Source organism: Salinispora oceanensis (assembly GCF_000383575.1).
GTDB lineage: Bacteria > Actinomycetota > Actinomycetes > Mycobacteriales > Micromonosporaceae > Micromonospora > Micromonospora oceanensis.
In genome coordinates, this window is record NZ_KB911579.1 from 3,558,933 (window position 1) to 3,578,120 (window position 19,188).

At 70.3% G+C, this 19,188-nt stretch carries 16 protein-coding genes and 1 pseudogene; 10 read left to right on the top strand and 7 right to left on the bottom strand.

Features of this window, described 5'->3' with window-relative positions; all coding sequences use genetic code 11:
* Window positions 1–8: 8 nt before the first annotated feature.
* Both SALPAC4_RS0116560 and SALPAC4_RS27775 read left to right on the top strand, forming a co-directional pair.
* Window positions 9–356, top strand: a pseudogene (locus SALPAC4_RS0116560) (LuxR family transcriptional regulator); the annotation flags it as partial.
* 157 nt (window positions 357–513) lie between these two features.
* Window positions 514–1,941 (top strand): autotransporter outer membrane beta-barrel domain-containing protein, encoded by a 1,428-nt coding sequence (locus SALPAC4_RS27775; RefSeq protein ID WP_019871267.1) that lies wholly within the window; start codon window positions 514–516, stop codon window positions 1,939–1,941.
* A gap of 103 nt (window positions 1,942–2,044) precedes the next feature.
* Here SALPAC4_RS27775 and alsS read toward each other — a convergent pair whose 3' ends face one another.
* From alsS to SALPAC4_RS0116580, 3 genes are all read right to left on the bottom strand, one after another.
* Window positions 2,045–3,724 (bottom strand): acetolactate synthase AlsS, encoded by a 1,680-nt coding sequence (gene alsS, locus SALPAC4_RS0116570; RefSeq protein WP_027644694.1) that lies wholly within the window; start codon window positions 3,722–3,724, stop codon window positions 2,045–2,047.
* Window positions 3,725–3,852: 128 nt separating this feature from the next.
* Window positions 3,853–5,262, bottom strand: coding sequence for a sensor histidine kinase (locus SALPAC4_RS0116575; RefSeq protein ID WP_027644693.1), 1,410 nt, complete (start codon window positions 5,260–5,262; stop codon window positions 3,853–3,855).
* Window positions 5,259–6,014 carry a response regulator transcription factor gene (locus SALPAC4_RS0116580; protein WP_027644692.1) on the bottom strand — a complete coding sequence of 252 codons (756 nt, stop codon included), beginning with the start codon at window positions 6,012–6,014 and terminating at the stop codon, window positions 5,259–5,261. The genes SALPAC4_RS0116575 and SALPAC4_RS0116580 overlap by 4 nt, the downstream gene beginning before the upstream one ends.
* Before the next feature lie 196 nt (window positions 6,015–6,210).
* Here SALPAC4_RS0116580 and SALPAC4_RS0116585 point away from each other — a divergent pair, with 196 nt between their 5' ends.
* The 8 genes from SALPAC4_RS0116585 to rny all read left to right on the top strand — a co-directional run bounded on the left by SALPAC4_RS0116585 (window position 6,211) and on the right by rny (window position 15,571).
* Window positions 6,211–6,999, top strand: coding sequence for an LmeA family phospholipid-binding protein (locus SALPAC4_RS0116585; protein WP_019871271.1), 789 nt, complete (start codon window positions 6,211–6,213; stop codon window positions 6,997–6,999).
* Window positions 7,000–7,050: 51 nt separating this feature from the next.
* A complete protein-coding gene (locus SALPAC4_RS0116590) occupies window positions 7,051–9,312 on the top strand; it encodes an MMPL family transporter (protein ID WP_019871272.1) in 2,262 nt (753 codons plus the stop codon).
* Between the two features lie 93 nt (window positions 9,313–9,405).
* Window positions 9,406–9,675, top strand: a complete 270-nt coding sequence (locus SALPAC4_RS0116595) for a type II toxin-antitoxin system prevent-host-death family antitoxin (protein ID WP_019871273.1) — start codon at window positions 9,406–9,408, stop codon at window positions 9,673–9,675.
* 123 nt (window positions 9,676–9,798) lie between these two features.
* The gene (locus SALPAC4_RS0116600) at window positions 9,799–11,229 is read left to right on the top strand and encodes an MFS transporter (protein ID WP_019871274.1); all 1,431 of its coding nucleotides are present in this window, start codon (window positions 9,799–9,801) and stop codon (window positions 11,227–11,229) included.
* Window positions 11,220–11,420: a DUF3046 domain-containing protein gene (locus SALPAC4_RS0116605; RefSeq protein ID WP_018219066.1), complete on the top strand. Its 201-nt coding sequence runs from the start codon at window positions 11,220–11,222 to the stop codon at window positions 11,418–11,420. The genes SALPAC4_RS0116600 and SALPAC4_RS0116605 overlap by 10 nt, the downstream gene beginning before the upstream one ends.
* A 181-nt stretch (window positions 11,421–11,601) precedes the next feature.
* Window positions 11,602–12,648 (top strand): recombinase RecA, encoded by a 1,047-nt coding sequence (gene recA, locus SALPAC4_RS0116610; protein WP_018815033.1) that lies wholly within the window; start codon window positions 11,602–11,604, stop codon window positions 12,646–12,648.
* A gap of 5 nt (window positions 12,649–12,653) precedes the next feature.
* Window positions 12,654–13,316, top strand: coding sequence for a regulatory protein RecX (locus SALPAC4_RS0116615; RefSeq protein WP_027644690.1), 663 nt, complete (start codon window positions 12,654–12,656; stop codon window positions 13,314–13,316).
* A 488-nt stretch (window positions 13,317–13,804) separates the two neighbouring features.
* Complete coding sequence (gene rny, locus SALPAC4_RS0116620; protein WP_019871276.1) at window positions 13,805–15,571, top strand: ribonuclease Y; 1,767 nt, start codon at window positions 13,805–13,807, stop codon at window positions 15,569–15,571.
* 131 nt (window positions 15,572–15,702) lie between these two features.
* On the opposite strand, the gene SALPAC4_RS0116625 is transcribed toward rny, so the two are convergent.
* The 4 genes from SALPAC4_RS0116625 to SALPAC4_RS0116640 are packed head-to-tail and all read right to left on the bottom strand — an operon-like array spanning window position 15,703 to window position 19,111.
* The gene (locus SALPAC4_RS0116625; RefSeq protein WP_019871277.1) at window positions 15,703–16,671 is read right to left on the bottom strand and encodes an amino acid ABC transporter permease; all 969 of its coding nucleotides are present in this window, start codon (window positions 16,669–16,671) and stop codon (window positions 15,703–15,705) included.
* Window positions 16,668–17,375 carry an amino acid ABC transporter permease gene (locus SALPAC4_RS0116630; RefSeq protein ID WP_027644689.1) on the bottom strand — a complete coding sequence of 236 codons (708 nt, stop codon included), beginning with the start codon at window positions 17,373–17,375 and terminating at the stop codon, window positions 16,668–16,670. The genes SALPAC4_RS0116625 and SALPAC4_RS0116630 overlap by 4 nt, the downstream gene beginning before the upstream one ends.
* A 42-nt stretch (window positions 17,376–17,417) precedes the next feature.
* Entirely contained in the window at window positions 17,418–18,299 is an 882-nt protein-coding gene (locus tag SALPAC4_RS0116635; protein WP_019871279.1) for a glutamate ABC transporter substrate-binding protein, read from the bottom strand.
* Window positions 18,300–18,355: 56 nt separating this feature from the next.
* Window positions 18,356–19,111, bottom strand: a complete 756-nt coding sequence (locus tag SALPAC4_RS0116640) for an amino acid ABC transporter ATP-binding protein (RefSeq protein WP_018736741.1) — start codon at window positions 19,109–19,111, stop codon at window positions 18,356–18,358.
* Between the last annotated feature and the right edge of the window lie 77 nt (window positions 19,112–19,188).

Genomic DNA, 19,188 nt, shown 5'->3' on the forward strand with positions numbered 1-19,188 from the left:
GATGAGTGGCCACCCTCGCGCACGCCCGGTGGATGGCGAGTCTGGGTAGTCAGTCACGCACCGCACCGACACTGCCGATGCGCATGGTGATCGTCGATCGCGAACTGGCGCTGGTGCCCGTCGATCCGAACGATCCCGTTCGGGGCGCCCTGGAACTGCGTAGTCCCGGCGTTGTCGCGGGGCTGGTCGCGCTCTTCGAGCAGGTCTGGCACGCGGCGAGGCCCTTCGGTGGTGAGGCGTCCCAGGACGAGCAGGGACTCACCGCCCAGGAACGGGAGCTGTTACGCCTACTCGCGGCGGGCAACACCGACGAGTTCCAGGCCGGGGTCCAGGCCACCCGCCGCGGCTGGGTATGACGAGGTGGTCGAAGCGATCAACCGGCCCACTCGTCCTGTCTGTACCTTTTTGGGGGTAATTTTCGTGTATACGGGTCAACGTGAATTTTACTGGCTTAGCTCAAGGAGGTTGCTGCCGCCTGCCGGGTAGCCGAGGAACAGTCGATCTGCCCCTGGGGTGGCCGGTTCCTCGCCGTTCACGGGGAAGGACGTAGAGATCGCCATGAACCATCAGCGTCAGGAACGCGAACTGTGCCGCTCTGGCTTACGTAGGGCGGGTGCACGGTGGTGGGCTGTTGGACTGGCCGGCGTCGCCGGCCTGGCCCTCACCGCCACCACGGTCGGTGCCTTCGGCGGGCCGGCCGCCGGCGCCGTCGGAGGGGCTTTCGCTGCCGCCGACGATCAGCCCGAGAAGTCTGATCGGCGCACTGCTGAAGGCCACCGCACCGAAGGTAAGGCCGACGGGGAGGTGCAGGGGAAGAAGCGGGAGAAGTCGAAGGGCATTCCGGTGCCCTGTGACGCGGACAAGCTGATTGCCGCGATCACCCTCGCCAACGCCCGCGGCGGCGCCACCCTCGACCTCGCCAGCAAGTGCACCTACCTACTCACCGCCAACCTCGACGGTAGTGGCCTCCCCGCCATCACCACCCCTATCACCCTCAACGGCGGCAAGCACACCATCATCGAACGCGCCGCCGCCGTCGAACAGTTCAGAATCCTCACCGTCGACGTCGGCGGCGACCTCACCCTCAACCACCTCACCATCACCGGCGGATACGCCGATACCGACGGCGGCGGAATCCTCGTCAACACCGGCGGGGCGCTCACCACCAAACACAGCACCATCACCCGTAACATCGCCGGAGACAACGGCGGTGGCATCGCCAACGACGGCACCACCCTGGTCAAGCACTCCACGGTCAGCCGCAATACCTCTGGCATCCTCGGCGGTGGTATTTCCAGCTCCGGCGTGCTCGAAGTAACCGATTCCGGCGTACGCGCAAATGTCACCGCCGCTGGCGGTGGGGTGGCAACTACGGGGAGTGCCCTGGTCCAGCACAGCACCATCTCCGACAATTCGGCCCAGGATGTTGTCGGTGGAATCATCGTGAACGGTGGTTCGGCGGTTGTCGAGGACAGTAGCGTTTCGGGCAACACGGCGAACGGGGCGGTCGGTGGAATCCTTGCCAACGTAGGCACGCAGGTGTACCTCTCCTCGGTCACCCTCGCCGATAACGTCGCGGGCGAGCTGGCGGGCGCTCTGGCCATTGAGACCGGCGGCACGATGACCGTTACGGACAGCACTGTCGAGAACAACCGAGCGAGCACCAATGGTGGTGGAATCTATAACGCCGACGAGCTGACCCTACTGAACACGAAGATCGTCGGAAATCAGGCCGACCTGGGTGGCGGCATCTACAATGTCGCCACGGGGACGGCCGCGCTGTACAACACCAAGGTCATAAAGAACATCGCGGTCACCGACGGCGGCGGCATCTACAACGAGGCGGGTGGCACGGTCCTGCTGAACCCCGCCACCGGCACTGTGGTGATCAAGAACCGCCCGAACAACTGCTCCGGCATCGTGCCCGACTGCGCCGGGTAGCGAATCGCGCACAATCCGATTCACGAGGGTCCCGTTTCGCCGTGTGCCGGCGACGCGGGACCCTCCGCCGTTCCCACCGTGGGCCCGTTCGCTCGGGCGGCGGCTAGTCGAAGCTGTCCGGAAGCAGGCTCTGGCCCAGATGGATGTTGCGCACCGAATTGATGGCCACATCGACGACCGACGGGCCGGGTTCGGCAAGCGCACGGGGCAGTACGTCGACCAGCTCCTCCTCGCTGGAGACCCGGTAACCGTTCGCCCCGAACGACCGGGCATAGGCGGCGGAGTCGAGGAACCCCAGGTCAACACCGTGGTCGCGGCCGTACTTGAGCCGCTCCTCAAAGCGGGTCATGTCGTAGGCGCCGTCCCGGAAGATGACATGCGTGAAGGTGAGGCCGAGGCGTACCGCGGTCTCGAGTTCCGCGCTGGAATACAGGAACCCGCCGTCGCCGGAGACCGACACCACCTGTCGACCTGGCCGTACGAGGCAGGCGGCCATGGCCCAGGGCAGGCTGACGCCGAGCGTCTGTTGGCCGTTGGAGAACAGCAGGTGCCCTGGCTCGTGCACGCGGAAGTGCTGCGCCATGTGCAGATAGAACGAGCCGACGTCGCAGGCCACCGTGGCGTCGTCGGCCAGCAGCTCACGCAGCTTGAGGACGACTGCCGGCGGTTCGAGGCCGCGGGAGTCGTCCGAGGCGGAGCGCGCCTCCAGGTCGATCTCGGCGAGCGCCCGCCGTTGGGCATCCATCAGCTCCCGGAACTCGGGCTCGAGGCGGAGCCCGGCGAGCGGTCCGGCCAGCTGCCGGAGCGTGGCGGCCAGGTCGCCCCGCAGCTCGAGCGTCGGCTGGTAGTGATTGCTGAGTTCGGCGGGGATGGAGTCGACGTGCACGATGGTGCGCGTCGAATCGGTGTTCCAGGCGGCGGAGGCGTACTCCACCTCGTCGTAGCCGACGGTCAGCAGCAGATCCGCGTGCGCCATCACGACGTCGCCGGGCAGGTTGCGGAACACCCCGACTCGCCCGGCCCAGTGGTGGTCGAGTTCGCGGGACAGCACCCCGGCGGCCTGAAAGGTCTCCACGACCGGAAGCTCGGTCTCGCCGATCAGGACACGCAGGGCGTGGCTCGCCTCCGGTTCACCGGAGCGCATGCCCGCGAGCACCACCGGCCGCCGCGCCGAGCGGATGAGCCGTACCGCCTCGGCGATCGCCTCGGACGGCGCCGCGTTCAGCCGGGGCACCGGCGCCGGCCGGTGCAGGGTCTGCGCGGTCGACGCGGCGAGTACGTCCTGGGGAAGCACCACCGCGGCGGCTCCGCGGGGCTCGGTGGTCGCCGTACGGATGGCCTTGCTCAGCGCCTCGCAGACGTTGTCCGGGTCGGAGACCTCGCCGGTGTACCTCGTCACCGTGGCGAGCAGGGCGGCGGAGTGGAATGACTGCTGCGCGCGTTTGAGCCGGTTGACGCGGGACGCCGCGCCGCAGAGGGCGATGACCGGATCCTGCTCCGTTGACGCCGTCAGCAGCCCGGTGGCGAGGTTGGCGGTGCCAGGTCCGGAGGTCACCAGCACGGCACCGGGGATGCCGGTAAGGCGGCCGACCGCCGCGGCCATGAACGCCGCGTTCTGCTCGTGACGGCACACGATCAGCTGGGGCCCACCATCCGCCAGCGCGTCGTACATCGCGTCGATCTTGGCTCCGGGGACTCCGAAAATGTACTGCACGCCGTACGCCTGCAACACCTCGGCGACGCGCTGGGCAACGCGAGTCGGGTTCGATTCCGTCGTACCCACCGTCCCCCTGCTCCCCTCACCCGCACGTCTCAACGCCGACCCCGGACAAGTGCGTCGGAGACGTACCCGTAATGAGCGCACCTACGCGGTCGGCGGAGTCAGAACCCCGGGAACCCGGCCCGGGGCGATCAGGCGGCGGCTGGCAGTCGTACGGTGGCCGTCAGCCCCTGCCCGGGTGCTGAGTCCAGCGCCACGGTGCCGCCGTGCGCCTCGACGGTGTCGCGGACGATGGCCAGGCCCAACCCGGTGCCGCCGGGTGCGGCCCGCCCGGGGTCGGCACGCCAGAACCGGTCGAAGGCGTGCGCCAGCTCCGGGGCGTCGAGCCCGGGCCCCTCGTCGTGCACGACGAGTACGGCGTCCGCGTCGTCGCGGTGGACGCCAACCTCGACCGCCGTGCCGGGTGGGGTGTGCCGAACCGCGTTGCCGACCAGGTTCTGCACCACCTGGCGAAGCGCGGTCGCGTCGCCGGTGACGGTGACCCCCTCGTCGGCGGCGAGGATGAGTCGATGGTGGACGGCGGTGACCCGGAGGCTGTCCAGCACGTCCGCGCAGACGCGGCCCAGGTCGACCGCGACGCGCGCCAGCGGTTGGTGCGCGTCCAGCCGGGCCAGGGTGAGGAGCTGCTCGACGAGGGCCCCCATCCGGGTGCTCTCGGTACGGATTCGGCGCATCGCCTCGTCCACGCCGTCCCAGTCGGTGATTCCGTCGTTGAGGTAGAGGTCGGCCCAGCCGTGTACCGCGCTCAGCGGGGTACGCAGCTCGTGCGAGGCGTCGGCGACGAAGGTCCGGGTCAACGCCTCGCTCCGTTCCCGCTGGTCGAACGCCTCGTTCAGCGCGGTGGCGACGCTGCCGATCTCGGTACGCGGGTCGCCCATGGGTACGCGTCGGCGCAGGTCGCCGCGGCCGATCTCCCGGGCGGTGTCCGCCACGGCGCGCAGCGGTCGTAGCCCGGTGGTGAGTACCAGCCGGGCCAGCGCCACCCCCAGGACGACGATGAGCAGCCCGGCGATCCCCTGGACCAGGACCAGCCGGCGCAGCGTCGCCGCGTTGTCCGCCAGGGACACCCCGACCACCAGCCCGGTTACCGGACGGACCTGCCCGTTGAACTCCACCGGGAGGGCCTGCTCGGGGGGAAGCAGCTCGCGGCGCACCCGTAGCGCCGTCTCCGGGTCGGCGCCGATGGTCACCGGGTGCGCCGGCAACTCGTTGACCGGCGGCACCACGGGCGGCCGTGCGTCACCGTGCTGTAGGGGGAGCCGGGCGAGCACCAGGTCGCCCTCGGCGTCGTAGAGGGCCAGGTAGGCGTTGGCGGGTACGAGCTGTTCCAGGCCGGTGGTGGGCAGGGTCGGCCCGGCGAGGCGGGCGCGCGCCAATCCCCGGTCGAGGACCAGCTCGATGGTGTTGTCGACCCGTTCGTCGAGGAATCGGCGTAACGCCAGGTAGGCGGTGACATCGGCGGCGAGCAGCCCGACCACCAGCAGCGCTACCGTGCCCACCAGCAGTCGGCCGCGGAGGCTCCGCACGGCCGGCCGCCTCATTCGGGCGGTTCCCGCAGGACGTAGCCGAAGCCGCGTACGGTGTGCAGCAACGGCGGGTCCGAGATATCGATCTTGCGCCGGAGCTGGCTGACGAACTTCTCCACCACCCCCGGATCGCCGGGGAAGTCGTACTGCCAGACCTGGGCCAGGATCTGCTGCTTGGACAGGACCCGGCCGGCGTTCTCCAGCAGGTGCCGCAGCAGCCGGAACTCGGTCGGCGACAGCTCGACGGGCGTGCCCGCCCGGGTCACTGTGTGCGCGTCCTCGTCGAGTTCCAGATCGGCGACGGCGAGCCGGTTGGCCGTGCCGGGCCGCCCACCGAGGCGGCGCAGCACCGCGTTCACCCGGGCGATCACCTCCGCCACGCTGAACGGCTTGGTGATGTAGTCATCGCCGCCGAGGTTCAGCCCGGTGAGCCGATCCTCCAGCGAGTCCTTCGCGGTCAGGAAGACCACCGCGAGCTCCGGGAGCCCGCGGCGCAGGTCGTGGACCAGGTCGAAGCCGGAGCCGTCGGGCAGCATCACGTCCACGATCGCCAACTCCGGAGCCAGCTCACCGGCGACCGTCCGGGCCTCGGACCGGGAGCCGGCGGACCGGGCGTCGAACCCGGCGACCCGTAGTGTGCGCAGCAGCAGCTCGGCCAGGGCTGGCTCGTCGTCCACCACCAGCACGCGGGCCCGCCAGACCGAGCTCAGCTCGGCGGTGGAGCCCGGCCGCGGTTGCCGGGCGGAACGTCCTGTGGGTCCGGCCATGGGGTCAGTATCTCCGGCGCGGGGACCGGGGAACCTGCCAATCGGCTGCCGAACGGCTGACGGTTTGCTGAAGGCTCGACGGACCGTCCGCGGAACGCCCCCGAAGGCGACCGGTCCGCGCCGCCCGATCCGGATCGTCAGCAAACCGGAAGGTACGCCGGAGGGGACCGGCAGGTCGGTGCGGTTGCCTTGGGGCATGAGCCGGACTGATCTGCCGACCAGGGCCCGCCGACCGAGCCGGACCAGGTCCCGCCGCACCGATCGCTCGCTGGCCCGCCGGTTGCGGTTGCCGCTGGTGCTGGTCGTCGTCGCGCTGGTGCTCTCCTACGGCACCGATCGGTTCCTCGCCGCGGCGGTCGAACGGCGGGTGTCCGCGGCGGTCGGCTGTCGCCTCGACGGCGCCGAGCTGACCACCTCGCTGCCCGGCCCGCTCATCACTCCGCGACTACTGACCGGCGATCTGGGCGACGTGACCGTGCAGGGCATCGTCGACACCGAGGCCGGGCCGACCCACCTTCAGCTCTCCCTGCGTGACGTGCACGCCCGGCCGTTCTCGGACGAACCGGTTGACGTGGCCGGCGCCGAGGCGGCAATGACCCTGCCGTACGACCAACTGCCCGGCGCCGAAGCGGGCCAGCAGTGGTTCGAGAACGCCGGTGACCAACTCGCCGTGGTCCGGCCGGGCGTGGTCCTGGGCGGCGAGATGCGCGTACTCATGGATCTCGCGTTGGCCGGCGAGGAGCTGGTGCTCACCCCGGCCACCGTGGAGGTGGCCGGGCAGCAGCTGCCAGTGGACCTGGTCGCCCCGCTGCTCGGCGTACGCGACCCGGAGCTCGCGGGGCAGCTGGAGCCGCGCCACGTCGCCCTGCCGGGCCTCCCGAACGGTCTGACGCCCGACCGCGTCGCCGTCGGCCCCGACGGCCTGACCCTGCAGGCCAGCCTCGACACCAACGAGCTCGCCGCCGCGGGCGACTGCCGCGCGTGACGGCCCTCGATCCAGTGACCCAGATCCACCCCACTCCCTTCGGAGGTTTCGGTGCGTAAGGCCCTGTACTCGTACGGCCGGCTGGCCGCCCGCCGGCCCTGGCAGCTGCTCACCGCCTGGCTCCTGGTGGCCGCGGCCGTCGTGGGCGCGTGGGTGACGGTGGGCACCAGCATCGACGACGGCATCACCATCCCGGGCAGCGACAGCAGCCGCGCGCAGGAGATCCAGAACGCGGTGTTCCCCGCCTCCGCCCTCGGCAACGGCACCCTGGTGTTCCACGACCCGGACTCCTCGGTCACCGCGCCCGAGGGGCGGGCGGCGATCGAGGCTTCGCTGCTGGCGGTGCGGGACGTGGAAGGGGTGACACAGGTGGTGCCCCCATTTCCGCAGGAGCCCGGCCAGCCCGCGCCGCGGATCAGCGCCGACGGGCACACCGCGTACGCGCAGGTCTACTTCGACGTGCCACCCGCCGCCCTCGGTGAGCAGGATGCCGACCGCGTGTTGGCCGCCGCCACCCCGGCGGTGGACGCCGGGCTGGAGGTGCTCCCCGGGGGGCAGCTCGCCCAGGCTGCGGCCGGGGATCCGGGGCACCGCAGCGAGTTGATCGGTCTGGCCGTGGCCGCCGTCGTCCTGCTGGTGGCCCTCGGCGCGGCCGCGGCGATGGCCCTACCCCTGCTCTCCGCGCTGGTCGGGCTGGTGCTCGGGCTCGCCGCCATCGGGCTGCTCAGCCAGGTAGGAGCGATCCCGGACATCGCGACGACGGTGGCGAGCATGATCTCGCTCGGCGTCGGTATCGACTACGCGCTCTTCATCGTCGTGCGGTACCGCACCGCCCGGCAGGAGGGGCAATCACACGAGCGGGCGTTGGGGGTCGCGGTGGCCACCGCGGGCGCGGCGGTGCTCTTCGCCGGCGCCACCGTCGCCGTCGGCCTGGGTGGCCTGCTGTTGGCCGGGCTGCCGCTGCTGACCTCGCTGGGGTGGACCGCCGCCGTGGCGGTCGGGCTGTCGGTGGTGGCCGCGGTCGGTGTGCTGCCGGCCGTCCTCGGGGCCGTCGGCTCGCGGCTCGACGTCGGGGCGCTGCCCCGGCGTCGCGCGAAGAAGGCGTCGAAGGCGGGCTGGTGGCACCGGATCGGCGAGGGGACGGCCCGGCGGCCGTGGCTGGCGGTGGTCGGCTCGCTAATGGTGCTGGCGGTCTTCATCGCGCCGGTGGCGGACCTGGAGCTTGGCCAGCAGGACGGCGGCCACGACCCGGTCGGTACGCCCACCCGGCAGAGTTACGACCTGCTGGAGTCGGCGTTCGGCCCGGGCGTGAACGGGCCGTTGCTGGTCGTCGCCGACCTGGGTGACACCGCCCAGACCGACCCGGCCACGGTGCAGCGGCAGGCTCTCGCCCTCAGCTCCGCCCTGGCGGACGTGCCCGGCGTGCAGTCCGTCCAGGGGCCGCGGGTCTCCACCGACGGCAGTGGCGCGCTCTGGCAGGTGGTGCCGACGACCGCGCCCAGCGACCCGGCCACCGGTGACCTCGTCACCCAGCTGCGTGCGGAGATCCTGCCGCCGCTGGCGACCGACGGTACGCAGCTGCACGTCGGCGGCCAGACCGCCGCGAAGATTGACTTCACCGACCAGGTGGCGGAGCGACTGCCGCTGGTGTTGGCGGTGGTGATCGCGCTGAGCTTCCTGCTGCTGGTCGTCCTGTTCCGTTCCTTCGTGATCCCGCTGACCGCCGCGCTGATGAACCTGCTCTCCGTCGGCGCCGCGTACGGCATCCTCACCTTCGCCTTCGCCGAGGGGCACCTCACGGGGCTGCTCGGGCTGGACGGGCCGGTGCCGATCGAGAGTTACATCCCGCTGATCCTCTTCGCGATCCTGTTCGGGCTGTCGATGGACTACGAGGTCTTCCTGGTCTCGTCGATCGCCGAGCGGTGGCACGCAGTCCGGGACAACCGGCGTGCGGTGGTGACCGGGCTCGGCTCGGCGGGACGGGTCGTCACCGCGGCAGCGTTGATCATGTTCAGCGTCTTCATCAGCTTCGCCGGCCAGGACAACCCGCTGATCAAGATGTTCGGGGTGGGGCTCGGCGTGGCGGTGCTGCTCGACGCGGTGGTCGTCCGTGGGTTCCTGGTGCCGGGAATCATGGTGCTGCTCGGCCGCGCCAACTGGTGGTTCCCCCGCTGGCTGGACCGGCTCATGCCCCGGGTCGACCTGGAGGCGTCCCCGGTGACTGACGAGACATCCGCCGAGACGCCCGACCGGCTCGCGCCGGCCGACGTCCAGGCCGTTGTTGAGGCAGCTGACCCGGGCGGCGTGCGGTAGACGAGGTGGAGGGTTGCCGGCAGTGCCGCTGTCGGCGGATCGGCGGGCTCACTGATTGACCCGTACGACTTGTACGAGTTGTACGCCAGGGTCATGAGTGAGCCCGCCGCCGAACTCCCGATATCTGACGCCCGCGACAGCCTTGCGGATGTGGTCTCCCGCGCCCACTATGCCGGACGAATCACCTATGTAACCCGCCGCGGGCAGCGCCTCGCCGCCGTGGTCCCGGCCGAGGTGGCCGAAGCGATCGAACGGGCCGAGGACGCCGCGGACGTCGCCGCTGCCCGGGAAGCCCTCGCCCGCATCGACGCCGCCGAGGCCCCGATCCCGCTCACCCAGCTACGCGACGAGCGCAGTCTGTGACCATCCCGGGCTAGCCGGGTTGGGTTGCCGGTGGTGCGGTTGCCGGCGGGTCCCGGCGGTGTCGGTTGGGCGGGATGCGCAAGGATAGGTGTGCCGTTCACCCCTTACCCGCGGGAGTCGTCTGTGGCTACCGACCTGACCGCTCCGGCCCGGATCCAGTCGGATGTGGCGTCGATCCAGCGGCGCACCCTGGGCCTGCTGTTCGGCACCCAGATCATCGGTGGCATCGGCGTCACCATCGGGATCGCGGTGGGGGCGCTGCTCGCCGTCCGGATCGCCGGCACCGCGGTCGCCGGTCTGACCCAGAGCGCCGCCGTGGTGGGCGCCGCGCTGCTCGCCATCCCGATCACCCGGATCATGAACGGGTACGGGCGTCGTCCGGGACTGGTCGTCGCCTACCTGGTCGGCGCGGTCGGCGCGGTGCTGGTGGTGCTCGCCGCGGTCACCCGGATCGTGCCGCTGCTCTTCCTCGGCAGTCTGCTGTTCGGGGGCGGCACCGCCGCGAACCTTCAAGCCCGGTACGCCGCGGTGGACCTCGCCGAGCCGGCCCGTCGAGGCCGGCAGCTCGCCCTGATCGTCTGGGCCACCACCATCGGGGCGGTGGCCGCGCCGAACTTCGCGGCGCTCGCCGACACGGTCACCGGCGGGTGGGGGCTGCCGCCACTGGCCGGCCCGTTCGCCTTCAGCGCCGTCGCCTTCGTGCTGGCCGCCGGCGTACTCTTCGCACTGCTGCGGCCCGACCCGCTGCGCACCGCGCGCCGGCTGGCGGCGGCTGAACCCCCGTCGCCCCCGAGCCCGTTGGCTGACCCCACACCGCCACCGAGCCCGTTGGCCGAGCCTACGTCACCCCCAAGTCCGTTGGCCGAGCCCACGTCACCCCCGAGTCCGCTGGCCGAGCCCACGCCGCCCCCGAGTCCGGTGGTCCGGCGGGGCGCGGGGATGCGGGCGGCCTGGCGGGTGGTCCGCGACCGCCCGGCGGCCCGGCTCGGCGTCGCGGCGGTGGCGGTCGGGCACGCGGTGATGGTGGCGGTGATGTCGATGACCCCGGTTCGGCTCGGCGAGTCGCACGGCGATGCGGACGTCCTCCGGGTGGTCGGGATCGTGTTGAGCCTGCACATCGCCGGCATGTACGCGCTGGCCCCGCTGGTGGGCTGGCTCGCCGACCGGCTCGGCCGGCCGGCGGTCATCCTCGGCGGGGTGGGGCTGTTGCTCGCCGCGTGTGCTGTCGCCGGCACCGCCGGTCACCACACGCCGCAGCTCTCGGTGGGTCTGGTTCTGCTCGGGCTGGGTTGGTCCGGCACCATGGTGGGCGGCTCCACCCTGCTGTCGGAGTCGGTGCCGGCGGCGGTGCGGCCGAGCGTGCAGGGCTTCTCCGACCTGGCCATGGGGCTCGCCGGTGCCAGCGCCGCCGCGGTCAGCGGGTTCGTCATGCGGGCGGCCGGCTATCCAGTGCTCACCCTGCTGGCGGCGATCGTGGTGGTGCCGTTGGTGGCGTTAGCGTTACGTCGGGGGCCCACCGGGGCGCCCGACCGGGAGGATGACACGTGCGGCTGACCGATTTTTGGACGCGGCTGGAGGAGACGTTCGGGCCGGGCTACGCGGCCAGCATCGCCAGCGACCAGGTCCTGGCGCCCCTCGGCGAGCGGACGATCGAGCAGGCGCTCGCGGCGGGGGAGGAGACCCACGTCGTGTGGCGTGCGGTGGTCGCCGCGTACCCGGACCGGGTGCCGGCGCGGCTCCGTTGAGCAGTCATTTCGTGACGTTCGCGGGTCGTACCCTCGCTCGTACACCTGTTCGGCTATTGTCCACAGCGAGGCGCTCGTCCACAGCTCACGGCATGGTCGCTGGTGTTCTGTCGGACCATGCGCCTAGCGTGTCCGCGTGACACGAAGCTCAGGAAAGTCGGCGAAGGCAGGGGTGGCGACGATGGCGGCAGTGCCTGATCGGGAGAGGGCACTCGACCTTGCTCTCGCTCAGATCGACAAACAGTTCGGCAAGGGTTCGGTGATGCGACTGGGAGAGCGCCCGGTCGTGGAGACCGCGGTGGTTCCAACCGGCTCTATCGCGCTGGATGTGGCCCTCGGCGTGGGCGGCCTGCCCCGGGGGCGGGTCATTGAGGTCTACGGCCCGGAGAGCAGCGGTAAGACGACGGTGGCGCTGCACGCGGTGGCCAACGCCCAGCGTGCCGGCGGCATCGCCGCCTTCGTTGACGCCGAGCACGCCCTCGACCCGGAATACGCCCGGGCCCTCGGCGTCGACACCGACGCCCTGCTGGTCTCCCAGCCGGATACGGGCGAGCAGGCCCTGGAGATCGCGGACATGCTGGTCCGCTCCGGTGCGCTCGACATCATCGTGATCGACTCGGTGGCCGCGCTGGTGCCGCGCGCCGAGATCGAGGGTGAGATGGGCGACAGCCACGTGGGTCTCCAGGCCCGGCTGATGAGCCAGGCCCTGCGCAAGATGACCGGTGTGCTCAGTCACACCGGCACGACAGCGGTCTTCATCAACCAGCTCCGCGAGAAGATCGGCGTCATGTTCGGCAGCCCGGAGACCACCACCGGTGGGCGGGCGCTGAAGTTCTACGCCTCGGTCCGGCTCGACGTGCGCCGCATCGAGAGTCTCAAGGACGGCACCGACGTGGTCGGTAACCGCACTCGGGTCAAGGTTGTGAAGAACAAGGTGGCCGCGCCGTTCAAGCAGGCCGAGTTCGACATCATGTACGGCAAGGGGATCTCCCGCGAGGGGTCGCTGATCGACGTCGGCGTCGAGCAGGCGATCATCCGGAAGTCCGGCGCGTGGTACACCTACGAGGGCGACCAGCTCGGCCAGGGCAAGGAGAAGGCCCGCGAGTTCCTTCGGGAGAACCCGGACGTGGCCGCCGAGATCGAGAAGAAGATCCTGGAGAAGCTCGGCGTCGGTGCCGGCGCGGGTGACGCCGCAGGCGGTCCGGAGCTGCCGCCGGTCGACTTCTAAGACCGGTGCCGTCACGACGGGCCCGTACGGGGCGGGGGTGGGACGCCAGCCCACCGCGCACGGGTGATGCCACCGCGGCGGCGGCCCCCCGCCGTGGTCGACGTAACGCTGACGCCGCGACCAGCTCGGCCTCGTCCATGGACGAGGCCGAGCTGGCGCGGGAGGTCTGCCTGCGGCAGCTCGCCGTGCGTCCGCGTACCCGGGCCGAGCTGGCTCGGGCGCTGTCCCGGCGGGGCATCTCGGCGGAGGTCGCCACCACGGTCCTCGACCGCTACGACGAGGTCGGCCTGATCGATGACGCGGCCTTCGCGCGGGCCTGGGTCTCCAGCCGGCACGCCGGCCGTGGCCTCGCCCGCCGTGCCCTCGCCACCGAGCTACGCCAGCGTGGCGTCGATGGTGACGTGGCGAAGGTCGCGCTCGGCGAGCTGGACGACGAGACCGAGGCGGAGACGGCCCGGGCTCTGGCGGAGCGGAAGCTGCGCGCCACCCGGGGCGAGCCGGACGCGGTGTTTCGGCGACTGGTCGGCATGCTGGCCCGCAAGGGCTACTCGCCGGGGGTGGCGATTCGGGCGGTGAAGGAGGCGCTCGCGGCGCAGAGCGCCGAGGCGGCCGAGTTCGCAGAGCAGATCGACGCTGAGGCGCTCAGCGACACCGAGGTCGATCCCTGACCAGGGTTCACGTGGCTGCTCGGTCGCAGTTATGCCAACCAAAAGCAATTACGTCCCTTTTAGTTGCTTTTATCCGATCACGGATCAGCGCTGCGTAACGCCGTAAGTTCTCTCCGTTCGGATGTATTGATCATGGTTTCCTTGACCGGACTGGCTCCGGGGACCTAGCCTCGCCATAAGGCTCACATTGCCCGACCAGCGCAGGCAAAGCGCACAACATAGATCGTGTAACAGAACTGCATCACTTTGGCCGATTCGTTGGCCCTGTGTCAGCTCCGGACCCGGCCGGTCCGGAGCCGACGCGACAACTGCAGCTGCCGTCGGCAGTGCCGCCGCGGCACCGCCGACGGGAGGGCTCCCCTTTCGGCCAGCCGCTCCGGTCGGGCGTCCAGAGCCGCGGGAGCGCGCCCACCGCACGTTGCCGGCGGCGCGACGGTCAAGGGGAGGCGCGCGATGGCGAGGCGGCAGGGGTCGACAGGAAATTCACCATGAACGGGCTCGACGCGGTCCTCCTCGTGGCCGTCCTGCTGCTCACCGTCGTCGTGGTCGGTGCGGTGCTGATCGGCATCCGGGCCGTCCGCGGCATCGCCGGCACCGCACGCCCCGAGGACCCGGCCTTCATCGCGGAGAAAGACCGCCAGGAGCAGTCTCTCGCCGCGCTGCGGTCGGCCGCCGACGAGGCGAACAGCACCATCGACGCGGCGAAGTCCGCCGCCGCCGCGGCCCGCACCGAAGCCGCCGCCGCCCGCGCCGAGGCCAAGGCCGCCCGCGCCGAAGCCCGGCGGGTGCTCGACGGTGCCCGCGCCGAAGCCGACACCATCCTGGAACGGGTGCACAAGCAGGCCGAGGCCGAAGCCGAGCAGCTACGGACCGCCGCCCGGCGCGGCGGAGAACGCGAAGCCGCCGTCCTCGCCGCGACCACCCGGGAACAGGCGGCCGAGGTGGAGCGGCGGGCCGCCCGGATGGACGACCGGGAACGGCTGCACACCGAGGAGGTCGAGCGGCTCGCCGAGCGGGATCGGCAGCTCGGCGCCGTTAACGCGGCCCTGGAGGTCCGGGAGTCGGCGCTCGCCGAGCGGGACCGGGAGCTGGAGCAGGCCGAACAGCAGCGCCGTCGCGAGTTGGAGCGGGTCGCGGGGCTCACCGCGGAGGCGGCCCGCGGCGAACTGGTCGAGGCGATCGAGGCGCAGGCCAAGCGGGAGGCCGCGCTGCTCGTACGGGACATCGAGGCCGAGGCGCGCAGCACGGGCGAGGAACGCGCCCGGCACATCGTGGTCGACGCGATCCAGCGGGTGGCCAGTGAGCAGACCGCGGAGAGCGTGGTCAGCGTGCTGCACCTGCCCGGCGACGAGATGAAGGGTCGGATCATCGGTCGCGAGGGGCGCAACATCCGCACCTTCGAATCGGTCACTGGAGTCAACCTGATCATCGACGACACCCCGGAGGCGGTGCTGCTCTCCTGCTTCGACCCGGTGCGTCGGGAGGTCGGCCGGCTCACCCTGGAGAAGCTCGTCCTGGACGGGCGGATCCATCCGCACCGGATCGAGGAGGTGCACGACCTGGCCCGGCAGGAGGTGGCGCAGCTCTGCCAGCGCGCCGCCGAGGATGCCCTGGTCGAGGTCGGCATCACCGAGATCCACCCCGAGCTGGTCAGCCTGCTGGGCCGGCTGCGCTACCGCACCTCGTACGGGCAGAACGTGCTCAAGCACCTCGTCGAGAGCGCCCACATCGCCGGGATCATGGCCGCTGAGCTGCGGCTGGACGTGCCGACGATCAAACGGTGCGCGTTCCTGCACGACATCGGCAAGGCGCTCACCCACGAGGTCGAGGGCAGCCACGCCATCGTCGGTGCTGATGTCGCCCGCAAGTACGGCGAGAGCGAGGACGTCGTGCACGCCATTGAGGCGCACCACAACGAGGTGCCGCCGCAGACCGTCGAGGCGGTGCTCACCCAGGCCTCGGATGCCTGCTCCGGGGGGCGGCCGGGGGCCCGCCGGGAGAGCCTGGAGGCGTACGTGCGGCGGCTGGAGCGGATCGAGGAGATCGCGGGGGGCAAGCTCGGTGTGGAGCGGGTCTTCGCGATGCAGGCGGGCCGGGAGGTCCGGGTGATGGTCCGGCCGGACGACGTCGACGACATCAGCGCCTCCGTGCTGGCCCGGGACGTGGCCAAGCAGATCGAGGAGGAGCTGACCTACCCGGGGCAGATCCGGGTCACCGTGGTCCGCGAGTCCCGGGTCACCGAGATCGCCCGCTGAGCCGTCGATACGCCCGCCGCGTCCGGTACTCATCCGTGCACCGTGTTGCGTGCCTGCCTGCTCAACCGGAGTGTGTGCGCAGCCGTCCACGGTCGGCCCGGCAGACCCGGGCCGACCGTGGCGTGGGTCGGTCAGGGACCGCCAGCGCCCTCGGCTTGCGAGGTGAGGGCGGCGGGCGGCAACTGTGGGGCCGGCGTGTTGGCGGTGCGCCGGCCGCGGGAGAGCCGGTTCTGGACGGCCTGGGCCAGCTTCGACAGGGAGTAGTTCACGGCGATGAACAGCACGGCGAGCACGGTGTAGACCTGGATGGGGTTGTCCAACACACCGATGATCTGCTTGCCGATGTTGAGCGTCTCCTCATAGCTGATGATGAAACCGAGCGAGGTGTCCTTCAGGACGACCACGAGCTGGCTGATCAACGCGGGAAGCATGATCCGGAACGCCTGCGGAAGCAGGATCATCCGGGTGGTCTGCAGCGGGGAGAGGCCGATCGCGGCGGCGGCCTCGGCCTGCCCACCGGCGAGTCCCTGCATCCCGGAGCGAAGAATCTCGGCGATCACCACGGAGTTGTAGATGGTGAGGCCGATGACCAGATACCAGAGATTGTCGAAGGTGATGCCGAACTCGGGAAACCCACGCGCCACGAAGAAGATCGTGATGACGACGGGGAGACCTCGGAAGACCTCGACGCAGAAGCGGGTGACGGCCGACAGCGTGCGGTTCAGCCCGCGCAGCAGATAGGCCAGGTAGGGGTCTAGCCCGGCGTAGCGGCGTTGGGCCAGACCCTTGAGCTGGATTCGCAGCACCGCCAGCAGGGTGCCGACCGCCAGCGAGGTGACGATGGCTAGCGCCGCCGCGATGAGGGTGTTCTTGATGCCGACGCCGAGTCGTTCCCAGACCAGGGCGAAGTTCTCGTTGCCGGGGTCGATCAACGGACCCCACAGTTCCATCGAGAGCTGGCCGGTCTCATCCAGCGGCTGGTAGATCAGGTAGTACGCGCCCACCAGCAGCCCGATGAGGGCGGCGACGCTGCCGAACAGGGTGATTCGGCGCTGCCGTGGCCCGGGAACGTCGTAGAGGACGCTGCTCTGCTGGGTCATCGGGCCACCGCCTGCCGCCGTTCGACCCGGTCAAGGAATGCGCCCAGAGGTACAGTCATGATCAGATATCCGATCGAGATGCCTATGGCGACTGGAATGAAGGGTTCGCCCCCGGCTGAGGTGAGTTGGTCCGCGGTCTGGGACAGGTCGCCGATGACACCGAAGAAGCCGATCAGCGCCGAGTTTTTGATCATCGCGATGATCACGGAGCCGAGTGGAACGATCGACGCCGTCCACGACTGCGGTAGCACCACGTGCCGCAGGTTCTGGATGAAGGTCAGCCCGAGGGACCGGGCCGCCTCCGCCTGGCCGGCCGGTACCGCGTTCACGCCGGAGCGCAGCGCCTCGCAGACGAAGGCCGCGGTGTAGAGCACCAGGGCGATCAGCGCGAAGCGAAAGTATGGCAGGTCGGTGCCGAGCCGACTGAACACGATGTCGAGCCCGGGGATACGGAGGAAGTCCGCGTTGGTACCGAGCGCGGGGAGGCCGAAGGCGGCGAAGAAAAAGACGATGGTCAGCGGCAGGTTACGGAAGGTGTTGACGTAGACGGTGCCGAGCGCCCGCAGCGGCGGAACCGGGGAGATCCGTAGTACCGCCACGACGGAGCCCAGGATCAGGGCTCCGATCGCGGCGAGGAAACAGATCTGGAGGGTGAGCCAGAATCCACTCGCGAAGACGTCGAACTTGTCGATGAGCACACTCACGGTCGGTCTCTCTCCCCACCCTCCAGATCAGCCCGGGTCAGCTCAGTAGCGGTCGATGGTCGGCGGGGTACCCAGTTCGGCACCGAACGTGCCGGCGGTGTCGTCCCAGGCCTGCTGCCAGCTGCCGTCGGCGTACGCCTTCTCCAGGATGTCGTTGATGAAGTCGCGGAACTCGGTGTCCTCCTTCTTCACCCCGATGCCGTAGGGCTCCTTGGTGAAGTTCTCGCCGGCCAGCTTGAAGGCGTCCTCGTCGTCCGCGATGTAGCCGAGCAGGATCACGTTGTCCGTGGTGACGGCGTCGACCTGGCCACTCTGGAGCGCGTCCCGGCACTTGTCGTAGGTGTCGAACGGCACCAGCTGGGAGGGGACATCCTTGAGGTACTTCTTGATCTCCTCGATCGGCGTGGAGCCGGTCGCCGAGCAGATCTTCTTCGTGCCGTCCTGGAACGACTCAGGACCGGTGATCGAGGTGTCGTCCTTCTTCACCATGATGTTCTGGCCGGCCTCGTAGTACGGCCCGGCGAAGGAGACCCGCTCCTTGCGCTCGTCCTTGATCGTGTAGGTAGCGACGATCATGTCGACGCTGCCATCGGCGATCTTGTCCTCGCGGACCTTCGAGGGAGTCTCCACCCACTCGATCTTGTCCTCGGGAACACCCAGCTCCGCGGCGATGATCTTCGCGATCTCGACGTCGAAGCCTTCCGGCTGGCCGGACAGGCCCTTGAGGCCGAAGCCCGGCTGGTCGAACTTGGTGCCGATCGTGATCGCCTGGGCCTCGTTCAGGCGCTCCATGGTGCTGCCGGCGGCGAAGGACTTGTCGCTGCCGCCGCTGCCGGTCTCCTCACCAGCGTCGTCACCACATGCGGTCAGGCCGAGCGCCAGTGCGGCGACCGCGGCGAGCACTGCCGCGCGCTTGGTACGCATATCTGTCTCCTTCTTAGACGGGGCGGGCCGGGGGGCGGCACGCCTCCAACGGACGCCTAGTGCGTGAGGATCTTGGATAGGAAGTCCTTGGCCCGCTCGCTGCGCGGGTTGGCGAAGAACTCTGTCGGGGGCGCGTCCTCGACGAGTTGCCCGTCGGCCATGAAGACCACCCGGTTGGCCGCGTGGCGGGCGAAACCCATCTCGTGGGTGACCACCACCATCGTCATGCCCTCGCGGGCCAGGGAGGTCATCACGTCCAGGACCTCGCCGACCATCTCCGGGTCCAGGGCGCTGGTCGGCTCGTCAAAGAGCATCGCCTTGGGCTGCATCGCCAACGCCCGGGCGATCGCCACCCGCTGCTGCTGACCGCCGGAGAGCTGGGCCGGGAACTTGTCGGCCTGGTTGGCGATGCCGACCCGGTCCAGCAGGGCCAGGCCGCGTTCGCGGGCCGCCGCCGGCTTCTCCCGGCGCACCTTGATCGGCCCGAGGGTCACGTTCTCGAGGATGGTCTTGTGCGCGAAGAGGTTGAACGACTGGAACACCATCCCGACCTCGCTGCGCAGCTTGGCCAGGGCTCGGCCCTCGGCCGGCAGCGGCTGACCGTCGAAGGTGATGCTGCCGGAGGTGATCGGCTCCAGCCGGTTGATGGTGCGGCAGAGCGTCGACTTGCCGGAGCCGGACGGCCCGATCACCACGACGACCTCGCCGCGCCCGACCGACAGCGAGACGTTGTCCAGTACGTGCAGCGGCCCGAACCACTTGTTGACCGATTCCAGCACGATGAGCGGTTCGCTCGTCGTCACGTCGTCCACCGTCCCTGTCGTCACGGGTGGGAGGCCGAATGACCTCCGGTTGGCAAACTCTAGGCGGGGAGCTGTGGCGTGGGGCG